The following is a 12397-nucleotide window of genomic DNA, read 5'->3' on the forward strand; positions in this document are numbered from 1 at the left end:
TAGGGTCATGTTGCGCAATGGTTTAATTGTTTTTTAATGATATTTTTGTGTTAAATAAATGTAATTCAAAAGAGCCGCCATTGTATTATTACGCACTTATTATGCGACATAATTAACCTTTTATTTCCAATAAGCCGTGACAGTGATAGCAGTCACAAAACAACAAATCTCTCTCCAATATTAGTCTATTTCTCGCAATGGGATCGTAAAGGTTGCGATTTTGTAGCAAAATGACCACTTATGTTAAAATTGCATTGAGTGACAATAACTTATGAAAAAAATCATCTTTGCCTCTGTCTTGGGACTCTCGGGAAACGCCATGGCCGCCGAAACGGTAAATATCACCCTGTTGGGCACCTCCGATCTGCACGGCACTTTCGTACCTTGGGACTACGCCAGCGACACGGAAAACCTGGCGGGCAGCCTGAGCCAGATAGCCACCCAGGTCAAAAAGGTGCGCGCCGAACAGCCCAACCTGATTCTGGTGGACGCCGGCGACACCATCCAGGGCAACTTCGTCGAAACCTTCAAACAGGAGGCCATCAGCCCGATGATGCTGGGCCTCAACGCGCTTGACTACGACGTTTGGGTGATGGGCAACCACGAATTTGACTTCGGTCTGCCGGCGCTGGCCACGCCGCTCAAACAGTTTAAAGGCACGGCGCTGGCGGGCAACATCGTCTGGGACAACGGCAAACCTTATCTGCCGGCCTATACCATCCTCGAACGCCAGGGCGTGAAGATCGGCATTATCGGCATGGACACGCCGATGACTGCGGAATTCGCCAAGGGCACCGATCGCATCAAAGGGCTGAACTTCACCGATCCGGTACAGGCGGTGAAACAGGTCATCAGGCAGATCGACGGCCAGGTCGACGCGATCGTGCTGGTCGCGCATATGGGCATCGACAACGAGAACCAGCGCCCCGGCACCGGCGTGGCGGACATCGCCAACGCCAACCCGGAGCTGGCGGCGATCGTCGCCGGCCACATGCATGTGAAAATCGACAAAGCGGTGGTGAACGGCGTCATCATCACGGAGCCGGATAAGTACGGTCGCGCGCTGTCACGCATTGACCTGCAATTTGAACGCCGCGATGGCAAATTCACGCTGATCGACAAAAACAGCTACACCTATTCCATCAAGGGGCTGGCGCCGGACAGCGCCATGCAGGCTCTCTACCAGCCGTATCATGACATTTTGCGCGCCAACGCCAACCGAGTCGTGGCGAAGCTGAGCGGCAGCGATCTGGTGCCTGCCGACGAGTTCCGCGGCATTCCTCAGGTACACGTTCAGGATACCGGCATCAGTGAGTTATTCCAGCAGGCCGCCCGTCACTATGCACCGCTGGCGCAGGTGATCGCCCTGCAGATCGACAACGATCGTGCCAAACTGGATGTCGGCGACATCAAGGCCAAGGATATCGCCTTTAACTACCAATACGCCGGCGGCGAGATCACCGTTTATCAGCTCAACGGCAACGCGCTCAAACGCTACATGGAGTGGTCTGCCGATTATTTCAATCAGCTGCAGCCGGGCGACGTCACCTACAGCTTTAACCCGGCGCGGCGCTCGTCCAAATATTCCACCAACGATTTCTTCGACGGCGTCACTTACACTATCGATCTGCGTCAACCGGCCGGTTCACGTATCATCAGTCTGCGCCTGGCAGACGGCACGCCGGTCACCGACGACATGCCGATCCGCCTGGGCATGAACAGTTACCGTATGGGCCATCTGACGCAGAAGGGCGGCGCGCTGGAGGGGCAATCCTTCCCGGTGCTGTTCGACAGCAAAGCGCAATACGGTGAAGAAGAAGGCACCATTCGCAACCTGACTCTGCGCTACCTGACGGCAGTGAAACACGGCCAGTATCAGAGCGTGCCGCCGCAGCGCTGGAAGCTGGTCGGCATGGCGGGATACGAACCGCAGCGGGCGATCGTCAAACGGCTGCTCAATGAAGGCGTTATCCAGGTGCCGACCACCGACGACGGGCGCTACACCAACGTCGCCTCGATCAACGTCAAAGACGCGCTGTTCAACAATGCCGACGATTACCGCACCGCCCTCACCTCGCTGGAGCAACAGCGGCAAACCGCCGCCGATCCGGTGCGGCAGCGCCGCCTGCAGGATCGGATCGCGCTGATCAAGGCGCTTAACGACTTCTGATCTTCACCCATAAAAAAGGCCACCCAATGGGTGGCCAAACATGTCGAGATAGTGTTATTTCGTACTCAATGCTTAGCGCTTCAGCACCGCTTTTACCGCGTCGCCGATGTCCGCCAGGCTGCGAACGGTTTTCACGCCCGCCGCTTCCAGCGCAGCAAACTTCTCGTCCGCCGTGCCCTTGCCGCCTGCGATGATGGCGCCCGCGTGGCCCATACGCTTGCCTTTCGGCGCGGTTACGCCGGCGATGTAGCCGACAACCGGTTTGGTGACGTGTTCTTTGATATAAGCTGCCGCTTCTTCTTCAGCGCTGCCGCCGATCTCACCGATCATCACGATCGCTTCGGTCTGCGGATCCTGCTGGAACATCTTCAGGATATCGATGAAGTTGGAGCCCGGGATCGGGTCGCCGCCGATGCCCACGCAGGTGGACTGGCCCAGACCGGCATCGGTGGTTTGTTTCACCGCTTCATAGGTCAGGGTGCCGGAGCGGGAAACGATGCCCACTTTGCCCGGCAGGTGGATGTGGCCAGGCATGATGCCGATTTTGCACTCGCCCGGGGTGATCACGCCAGGGCAGTTCGGCCCGATCATGCGCACGCCGGCTTCGTCCAGCTTCACTTTCACGGTCAGCATGTCCAGAGTCGGGATGCCTTCGGTGATGGTGATGATCAGTTTGATGCCGGCATCGATCGCTTCCAGAATGGAGTCTTTGCAGAACGGCGCTGGAACGTAGATGACAGAGGCCGTCGCGCCGGTCGCTTCAACCGCTTCACGCACGGTGTTGAACACCGGCAGACCCAGGTGCTGAGTGCCGCCTTTGCCTGGGGTGACGCCGCCAACCATTTTGGTGCCGTAAGCGATAGCTTGTTCGGAGTGGAAAGTCCCCTGGCTACCGGTGAAGCCCTGGCAAATTACTTTGGTGTTTTTATCGATTAAGATGGACATTATTTACCCTCCACTGCTGCAACAACTTGCTGAGCCGCATCAGTCAGGCTGGTCGCAGCAATGATATTCAGACCGCTGTCCGCCAGTTTCTTGGCGCCCAGTTCGGCGTTGTTCCCTTCCAAGCGCACCACGACCGGGACGTTAACGCCCACTTCAGCCACTGCGCCGATGATGCCGTCAGCGATCAGATCGCAACGTACGATACCACCGAAGATGTTAACCAGAACCGCTTTCACCTTGTCGTCGGACAGGATGATTTTGAACGCTTCGGTCACGCGCTCTTTGGTCGCGCCGCCGCCAACGTCCAGGAAGTTGGCCGGTTCGCCGCCGTGCAGTTTAACGATGTCCATGGTGCCCATCGCCAGACCGGCGCCGTTCACCATGCAGCCGATGTTGCCGTCGAGGGCAACGTAGTTCAGCTCCCACTGAGCCGCACGGGATTCACGCTCGTCTTCCTGCGAAGGGTCACGCATTTCACGCAGTTCAGGCTGACGGAACAGGGCGTTGCCGTCGGCGCCCAGTTTGCCGTCCAGGCACACCAGATCGCCCTGCTTGGTGATCACCAGCGGGTTGATCTCAACCATCGCCAGGTCGCGCTCCAGGAACAGCGTCGCCAGACCCATGAAGATCTTGGCGAACTGGCTGACTTGCTTGCCGGTCAGGCCCAGTTTGAAGGCCAGCTCACGGCCCTGATAAGGCTGTGGACCCGCCAGCGGATCGATGGTCATTTTGTGGATCAGTTCCGGGGTTTCTTCCGCCACTTTCTCGATTTCCACGCCGCCTTCGGTAGACGCCATGAATACGATGCGACGGGTCGCGCGGTCTACAACGGCGCCCAGGTACAGCTCTTTATCGATGTCGGTCGCCGCTTCTACCAGGATCTGGTTAACCGGCTGGCCCAGCGCGTCAGTCTGGTAAGTCACCAGACGTTTGCCCAACCAGGCTTCCGCGAAGGCACGGATATCTTCTTTGCTGTTGACGACTTTAACGCCGCCCGCTTTACCGCGGCCGCCAGCATGAACCTGACATTTCACCACCCACGGGCCGGAGCCGATTTTGGATGCGGCTTCTTCTGCTTCACGCGGAGTGGTACAGGCGTAACCGGTTGGTGCCGGCATGCCATACCGAGCAAACAGCTGTTTTGCCTGATATTCGTGTAAATTCATGATGTTCTATCCATTCAGTTCTGAAGGTTTTTAGCCGGACCATTATTACGCGGTAAACCGCATGGTTTTCCGGCCACATAGCACAGAGTGCGGGCGCGGCATGCCGCGCCCGGCAAGGGTTACTAGACGTCCAGCAGCAGACGAGCCGGATCTTCCAGCATCTCTTTGACCGTCACCAGATAACCGACGGATTCTTTACCGTCGATCAGGCGGTGGTCATAAGACAGCGCCAGATACATCATCGGCTGGATCACCACCTGACCATTGACCGCCATTGGGCGATCTTTGATGGCGTGCATGCCCAGGATGGCGCTCTGCGGCGGGTTGATGATCGGGGTGGACATCAGGGAGCCGAATACGCCGCCGTTGGTAATGGTGAAGTTACCGCCGGTCAGCTCTTCCACGGTCAGTTTGCCGTCGCGGCCCTTAACGGCCAGCTCTTTGATTTTCTTCTCGATGTCAGCCATGCTCATGGCGTCCACATCGCGCAGTACCGGCGTCACCAGGCCGCGCGGAGTAGAAACCGCGATGCTGATGTCGAAGTAGTTGTGGTAAACCACGTCGGAACCGTCGATCGACGCGTTCACTTCCGGGAAACGCTTCAGCGCTTCAACCACCGCCTTGATGTAGAAGGACATGAAGCCCAGACGCACGCCGTGGCGTTTCTCGAAGGCTTCGCCGTACTGCTTGCGCAGGTCCATGATCGGCTGCATGTTGATTTCGTTGAAGGTGGTCAACATCGCGGTGCTGTTTTTCGCTTCCAGCAGACGCTCGGCGACGCGTTTGCGCAGGCGGGTCATCGGCACGCGTTTTTCGCTGCGGCCGGCCAGAGCAGGCTGCGGCGCGGCTTCAGCGGCGGCTGGTTTGGCAGCGGCGCCGCCTTTGGCCAGGTGCGCTTCCACGTCTTCACGCGTAATGCGGCCACCCACGCCGGTGCCTTTGATGGCGCCAGCATCGAGATCGTGTTCAGCAATCAGGCGGCGAATCGCCGGGCTGAGCGCGTCATTGCTTTCTTCTTCCAGGCTCGCGGTCGCGCGCTGTGCAGGCGTGGCTTCTTTCTCCTGGCTCTTCTCAGCGGTCGGCTTGCCGGAGCTGTCGCCCGGACGGATGCGGCCGAGCAGCTGGCGAGACAGTACGGTCGCGCCCTCTTCTTCCACGATAGCATCGAGAATACCCGCTTCACTGGCCGGCACTTCCAACACCACTTTGTCGGTTTCGATTTCAACCAGGACTTCGTCACGCTGAACGCTGTCGCCCGGTTTCTTGTGCCAGGTGGCTACGGTCGCATCGGCAACCGATTCAGGAAGGTCAGGAACCAGAATATCTACGCTACTCATTTAGCTTTCCCTTAAGTTTTTTATCATCTGCTTGCCGGCCCCTCGGCCGGCAAGCGAGCGAACATTAGTCAATATTCAGCGCATCATTCACCAGAGCCTGCTGCTGCTTCTGGTGTACGGACATATAACCCACCGCCGGAGAGGCGGAGGCCGGACGTCCTGCGTAACGTAAAGAAGCCCCGAACGGCACCACTTCACGGAAGTTGTGTTGGCTGCAGTACCAGGCGCCCTGGTTCAGCGGCTCTTCCTGACACCAGACGAAGTCATGCACGTGCGAGTATTGCTCCAGCACGGCCTGCACGGCCTGATGCGGGAACGGATACAGCTGCTCGATGCGCACGATGGCCACGTCTTTCTGCTCGTTCTTGCGACGCTGTTCCAGCAGGTCGTAGTAAACCTTACCGGAGCACAGCACGACGCGCTTGACCGCTTTCGGATCCAAATCGTCGATCTCGCCGATCGCCGGCAGGAAGGTGCCATTGGCCAGCTCGTCCAGCGAAGAGACCGCCAGCGGGTGACGCAGCAGCGACTTCGGCGACATCACCACCAGCGGACGACGCATACCGCGCAGCGCCTGACGACGCAGCATGTGGTAAACCTGCGCCGGCGTGGACGGGACGCACACCTGCATGTTCTGCTCAGCGCACAGCTGCAGATAACGTTCCAGACGCGCGGAGGAGTGCTCTGGGCCCTGGCCTTCATAGCCGTGCGGCAGCAGCATCACCAGGCCGCACATACGGCCCCATTTTTGCTCGCCGGAGCTGATGAACTGATCGATAACAACCTGCGCGCCGTTGGCGAAGTCGCCGAACTGCGCTTCCCAGATGGTCAGCGTGCGCGGTTCCGCCGTGGCGTAGCCGTATTCGAACGCCAGCACCGCCTCTTCAGACAGCACGGAGTCCCAGACCTTGAATTCGCCCTGGCCGCTGTGGATATTCGCCAGCGGAACATAGACCGAACCGTTTTTCTGGTTGTGCACCACCGCGTGACGGTGGAAGAAGGTGCCGCGGCCGGCGTCTTCGCCGGAGATGCGGATTGGAATGCCTTCATCCGCCATGGTGGCGTAGGCCAGCGTTTCGGCGGCGCCCCAGTCGAACGGCTTGTTGCCCGCCGCCATCTCGGCACGGTCAGCGTAGATTTTCGCCACGCGTGACTGCATTTCGATCGCTTCCGGCACGGTGCTGATGCGGCGGCCCAGTTCCTGCAGACGCTTCATCTCAACCTTGCTCGGGTACTCTTCGTCCCACTCGTGGTTCAGGTACGGCGACCAGGTGAAGGAGTGCAGATTCATCGGACGCCATTCTTCAACCACACAATCGCCGCGGTCGAGCGCATCACGATACAGGTTGACCATTTCCGTGGCATCTTCCAGGCTGGCCACTTTCTGTTCGGTCAGAATGTCAGCGTAGATTTTGCGCGGCGTAGGGTGTTTCTTGATCTTCTGATACATCACCGGCTGGGTGGCGCTCGGCTCATCGGCCTCGTTGTGCCCATGGCGACGGTAGCAGACCAGATCGATCATCACGTCACGCTTAAAGGTGTTACGGAAATCCAACGCCAGGCGAGTGACGAAGGCCACGGCTTCCGGATCGTCCGCGTTAACGTGGAAGATCGGCGCCTGAACCATTTTGGCGATGTCGGTGCAATATTCGGTAGAGCGCGCATCCAGCGGGTTGGAGGTGGTGAAGCCAACCTGGTTGTTGATGACGATGCGCACGGTGCCGCCCACTTCGTAGCCGCGAGCCTGAGACATGTTCAGGGTTTCCTGAACCACGCCCTGGCCGGTAATGGCGGCGTCGCCGTGGATGGTGATCGGCAGCACCATGTTGCTGCGCGCTTCGTCCAGACGATCGCGACGGGCGCGAACCGACCCCATGACCACCGGGCTGACGATCTCCAGGTGCGACGGGTTGAACGCCAGCGCCAGGTGAACCATGCCGCCTTCGGTTTCCACGTCGGAGGAGAAGCCCTGGTGATATTTCACGTCGCCGGTGCCGAGGTGTTCTTTATGCTTGCCGGCGAATTCGTCGAACAGGTCGGCCGGCTTTTTGCCCAGCACGTTGATCAGCACGTTCAGACGGCCGCGGTGGGCCATGCCCAACACCACTTCACGCGTGCCGTTCTTGCCGGCGTGGCGCACCATCTCTTTCAGCATCGGCACCAGCGCGTCGCCGCCTTCCAGCGAGAAGCGTTTGGCGCCCGGGAATTTGGCGCCCAGGTAGCGTTCCAGGCCTTCCGCAGCGGTCAGCTCGTTCAGGAAACGGCGTTTTTCGTCGGCGGTAAAGCTGGCGCGCCCCACCACCGACTCGATGCGCTGCTGGATCCAGCGTTTCTCTTCGGTGTTGGTGATGTGCATGTATTCAGCGCCGATCGACCCGCAATAGGTCTGCTTCAGCGCGGCGTACAGATCGCCCAGCTTCATGGTTTCTTTGCCGATGGCGAAAGAGCCCACGTTGAAGGTTTCCTGGAAATCGGCTTCGGTCAGGTTGTGGTAAGCGGGCTCAAGGTCAGGAACTTGCTCACGCTGCCACAGGCCGAGCGGATCGAGGTTGGCATGCTGATGTCCGCGGAAGCGGAAGGCGTTGATCAGCTGCAGTACCTTGACCTGTTTGGCGTCGGTTGCCGGATCGGTGATGGTGGTGTTGTAGCGCGCGGAGTCTTTCGCCAGGCGGCGGAAGTAGTCGCGCGTTTGAGAGTGGAGCTGATCGGGTTTGACACCCGCGGTTGGTAGCTGTTGAAAAATGGAACGCCAGCTATCTTCAACGGAACCCGGATCGGTTAAGAAATCTTCATAGAGCTGCTCTATGTAAGACTGGTTCGCGCCCGCCAGATAGGAGGAATCCAGCCAGGCCTTCATTGCGCCGTTCTGCATCATGATCCCTTAAGCTTTGAAGCTTTAGTTTTCGCCGTGGTTAACATAATTACCGTGATGAATACGGTTTGCCGTAAAACGGTTCACTCGACGTACTTGCGGCCATGACGGCCCGATACGTTCTGTTATGGACCTTGCGGTCCCTTACAAGGAACCTCTAAAAACCGGCGGAAGAACCAGGCTGCATAGCGCCGCAGCCGCGGGTCAGTTTTTAGAGGTTCCCTCCCCTATGGGATGTGCGCCGGAAAAGAGCCCGGCGCAGCATCTCATTCCGTTTATGCGCCGCGTTGCAGCAGCATGGACTTGATATGCCCGATCGCACGCGTCGGGTTCAAGCCTTTAGGACATACACTGACACAATTCATAATGCTATGGCAGCGGAAAACACTAAAAGCATCGTCCAGATCATCTAAACGTTCTTGCGTTTCCGTGTCACGGCTGTCGATCAGGAAGCGATACGCCGCCAACAGACCGGCAGGCCCGATGAACTTGTCCGGGTTCCACCAGAACGATGGGCACGAAGTCGAGCAGCAGGCGCACAGGATGCACTCGTACAGACCGTCCAGCTTGGCGCGCTGTTCCGGCGACTGCAGGTGCTCACGCGCCGGCGGATTCTTGCCGTCGTTCAGCAGGTATGGCTTGATCTTTTCATACTGGGTGTAGAACTGCCCCATATCCACCACCAGATCGCGCACCACCGGCAGCCCCGGCAACGGACGGATCACGATCTTGCCGTTGCCTTTGCGCAGCGACGAAACCGGAGTGATGCACGCCAGGCCGTTTTTACCGTTCATGTTCAGGCCGTCGGAACCGCACACGCCTTCGCGGCATGAGCGACGGAACGACAGGGTCGGATCTTTTTCTTTCAGCTGGATCAACGCATCCAGCAGCATCATGTCACGGCCTTCTTCCGCTTCCAGGGTGTAGTCCTGCATGTGCGGCGCGTCGTCGACATCCGGATTGTAGCGATAAATGGAAAATTCGAGTTTCATCTGTCGATCTCCGCAATTAGTAAGAACGCACTTTCGGCGGGAATGCCGGGCGCAGCTTCGGTTGCATGTTCACTTCACGACGCGTCATGCTTTCCGATTGCGGCAGATACAGCGAATGGCACAGCCAGTTGGCGTCATCGCGTTCCGGGTAGTCGAAGCGGCTGTGCGCGCCACGGCTCTCGGTACGGAAGTTGGCCGACACGGCGGTGGAATACGCGGTCTCCATCAGGTTATCCAACTCCAGGCACTCGATGCGCTGGGTGTTGAACTCGCTGGAGGTATCGTCCAGGCGTGCGTTCTTCAGACGTTCACGGATCACTTTCAGTTCTTCCAGGCCCTTGGCCATCGCATCGCCTTCGCGGAATACCGAGAAGTTGTGCTGCATGCAAGACTGCAGCGCTTTGCGAATTTCGACCGGGTCTTCGCCAGAACGGGTATTGTTCCAACGGTTCAGACGATCAAGCGAAGCTTCCACGTCGGAGTCGCTGGCGTCACGGCTCACGCCCTGCTCTTCCAACGATTCCTGCAGGTGCATGCCGGCGGAACGGCCGAATACCACCAGGTCCAGCAGCGAGTTGCCGCCCAGACGGTTGGCGCCGTGCACCGATACGCAGGCGATTTCGCCCACGGCGAACAGCCCCGGGATCACCACGTCTTCGCCTTTCTCGTTCACGGTCAGCGCCTGACCGGTCACCTTGGTCGGAATGCCGCCCATCATATAGTGACAGGTTGGGATAACCGGGATCGGCTCTTTCACCGGATCGACGTGCGCGAAGGTGCGGGACAGCTCCAGAATGCCCGGCAGACGGGATTCCAGCACCTCTTTGCCCAAGTGATCCAGCTTCAGCTTGGCGTGCGGGCCCCAAGGACCGTCGCAGCCGCGGCCTTCGCGGATTTCGATCATGATCGAACGGGCAACCACGTCGCGCCCCGCCAGATCTTTGGCGTTCGGCGCATAACGCTCCATGAAGCGCTCGCCGTGTTTGTTCAGCAGGTAACCGCCTTCGCCGCGGCAGCCTTCGGTCACCAGCACGCCCGCGCCGGCGATGCCGGTCGGGTGGAACTGCCACATTTCCATGTCCTGCACCGGCACGCCGGCGCGCAGCGCCATGCCGACACCGTCGCCGGTGTTGATGTGGGCGTTGGTGGTGGACTGGTAAATACGGCCTGCGCCGCCGGTCGCCAGCACGGTGGCCTTGGCTTTGAAGTAAACCACTTCACCGGTTTCGATGCAGATAGCCGTGGTGCCGACCACCGCGCCGTCCTGGTTTTTCACCAGATCAAGCGCATACCACTCGGAGAAGATGGTGGTGTGGTTTTTCAGGTTCTGTTGGTACAGGGTGTGCAGCAGCGCGTGGCCGGTACGGTCGGCTGCGGCTGCGGTACGCGCCGCCTGCTCGCCGCCAAAGTTCAGCGACTGGCCGCCGAACGGGCGCTGGTAGATGCGGCCGTCATCCAGACGAGAGAACGGCAGGCCCATGTGTTCCAGTTCCAGAATCGCTTCCGGGCCGGTTTTACACATATATTCGATGGCGTCCTGGTCACCGATATAGTCGGAACCTTTCACCGTGTCGTACATATGCCATTCCCAGTTGTCCTCGTGGCTGTTGCCGAGCGCGACGGTGATGCCGCCCTGTGCGGACACGGTATGGGAACGGGTCGGGAAAACTTTGGACAGCAGGGCACAGGTCGAGCCCGCTTGGGAAATTTGCAGCGCGGCACGCATGCCCGCACCGCCGGCGCCGATTACGACGGCATCAAACTCTCTGACTGGCAGTTTCATTTAAGCACCCCACACTACGATTGTTCCGTACAGTAAATAGACCAGCAACGCGACCACGACAGCCAGCTGCAACACCAGGCGAACCGCCAGCGGCTTGACGTAGTCCGTCAGCACCTGCCACAGCCCGATCCAGGCGTGCACCAGAATCGACAGCAAGGTCAGCAGAGTGAACACTTTCGTAATGGAAGTGGCGAAGAAACCGCGCCAGATGTCATAAGTGAGTTCCGGAGCCGTGACGAAGAAGCCCAGGATATACAGGACGTACAGGGTGATGATGATAGCGGAAGCGCGCAGCAGCAGCCAATCGTGCACGCCGTTGCGCCCTAATGCAGAAACGTTGTTTACCATACGAGGACTCCAGCCAGAACTGACAGCACGACGGTCAGACCGATCGCCACCTGGGCGGAACGGGTACCGGCGGCCAAACTCTCTTCGATGTAGCCAAAATCCATTAACAAGTGACGGATGCCACCGCAAATGTGATAGGCCAGCGCCGTGAGGATGCCCCAGAATATGAATTTGACGATGAAGCTATTCATGATGGCGGCCGCCTGCAGGAACCCCTCTTGGGAAGAGAGTGACAGGCCCAGCAGCCAGAGGAGGATACCCACGGCAACGAAGGTAATTACGCCAGAGACTCGGTGTAAGATAGACGCTATCGCAGTTACGGGGAACCGGATCGTTTGCAGATCCAAGTTGACAGGTCGTTGTTTTTTCACGTATTTGCCCACACAGCTCTTATTATTTTCCTTCCTCCGGGCCTGGGCGGGGATCAGACAGCGTTAAGAGCCTAAAACCCTTACACGTCACGCGCTCAAACATCAACATCCTCTGTGCTCAAACGGCGCGCATTTATAACGCTGGGTGCTCCTACTTCAGGGTAATCCGGAGACCTGGCGGCAGTATAGGAGGATCACATTCTGATTACAATTCTCATACAACCGCTTTGATAACATTTCCCCCGAACAGTGATTCAGATCACGGATTTCACAATTAGTGCAAAATTAATTATCTGATTTGACAAGAGATCAACATTTCCATTACATATAGGGGCACAAACGGTCCTATGATGCGCTATGGGTCAGCAGATACACTTCCCCCCGGGTTCGAGTTATGCAACAGTGTATTTGAC

Annotated in this window: 9 protein-coding genes; 1 reads left to right on the forward strand and 8 read right to left on the reverse strand. The window is 58.5% G+C overall.

Annotated elements, in window-relative coordinates:
• Nucleotides 1-271: 271 nt before the first annotated feature.
• Nucleotides 272-2170, forward strand: a complete 1899-nt coding sequence (locus tag ACJ8M3_RS11905) for a bifunctional metallophosphatase/5'-nucleotidase (RefSeq protein WP_089196729.1) — start codon at nt 272-274, stop codon at nt 2168-2170.
• A 72-nt stretch (nt 2171-2242) separates the two neighbouring features.
• On the opposite strand, the gene sucD is transcribed toward ACJ8M3_RS11905, so the two are convergent.
• From sucD to sdhC, 8 genes are all read right to left on the reverse strand, one after another.
• Nucleotides 2243-3115 carry a succinate--CoA ligase subunit alpha gene (gene sucD / locus ACJ8M3_RS11910; RefSeq protein WP_004939878.1) on the reverse strand — a complete coding sequence of 291 codons (873 nt, stop codon included), beginning with the start codon at nt 3113-3115 and terminating at the stop codon, nt 2243-2245.
• The gene (sucC, locus tag ACJ8M3_RS11915) at nt 3115-4281 is read right to left on the reverse strand and encodes an ADP-forming succinate--CoA ligase subunit beta (protein WP_015376978.1); all 1167 of its coding nucleotides are present in this window, start codon (nt 4279-4281) and stop codon (nt 3115-3117) included. Before sucC ends, sucD begins: the two co-directional genes overlap by 1 nt.
• A gap of 122 nt (nt 4282-4403) precedes the next feature.
• The gene (odhB, locus tag ACJ8M3_RS11920) at nt 4404-5618 is read right to left on the reverse strand and encodes a 2-oxoglutarate dehydrogenase complex dihydrolipoyllysine-residue succinyltransferase (protein WP_033642197.1); all 1215 of its coding nucleotides are present in this window, start codon (nt 5616-5618) and stop codon (nt 4404-4406) included.
• Between the two features lie 64 nt (nt 5619-5682).
• A complete protein-coding gene (sucA, locus tag ACJ8M3_RS11925; protein WP_033644215.1) occupies nt 5683-8490 on the reverse strand; it encodes a 2-oxoglutarate dehydrogenase E1 component in 2808 nt (935 codons plus the stop codon).
• 275 nt (nt 8491-8765) lie between these two features.
• Nucleotides 8766-9482 (reverse strand): succinate dehydrogenase iron-sulfur subunit, encoded by a 717-nt coding sequence (locus ACJ8M3_RS11930; RefSeq protein ID WP_015376975.1) that lies wholly within the window; start codon nt 9480-9482, stop codon nt 8766-8768.
• Between the two features lie 16 nt (nt 9483-9498).
• On the reverse strand, nt 9499-11265 hold the full coding sequence (sdhA, locus tag ACJ8M3_RS11935) for a succinate dehydrogenase flavoprotein subunit (protein WP_015376974.1): 1767 nt from the start codon (nt 11263-11265) through the stop codon (nt 9499-9501).
• The gene (gene sdhD / locus ACJ8M3_RS11940) at nt 11266-11613 is read right to left on the reverse strand and encodes a succinate dehydrogenase membrane anchor subunit (RefSeq protein WP_004939891.1); all 348 of its coding nucleotides are present in this window, start codon (nt 11611-11613) and stop codon (nt 11266-11268) included.
• A complete protein-coding gene (sdhC, locus tag ACJ8M3_RS11945; RefSeq protein ID WP_004939893.1) occupies nt 11607-11996 on the reverse strand; it encodes a succinate dehydrogenase cytochrome b556 subunit in 390 nt (129 codons plus the stop codon). The genes sdhD and sdhC overlap by 7 nt, the downstream gene beginning before the upstream one ends.
• Nucleotides 11997-12397 lie beyond the last annotated feature (401 nt).

Origin of the sequence: Serratia sp. CY55921 (assembly GCF_052167655.1) — a bacterium.
In the GTDB taxonomy this organism is placed as follows: domain Bacteria; phylum Pseudomonadota; class Gammaproteobacteria; order Enterobacterales; family Enterobacteriaceae; genus Serratia; species Serratia ureilytica.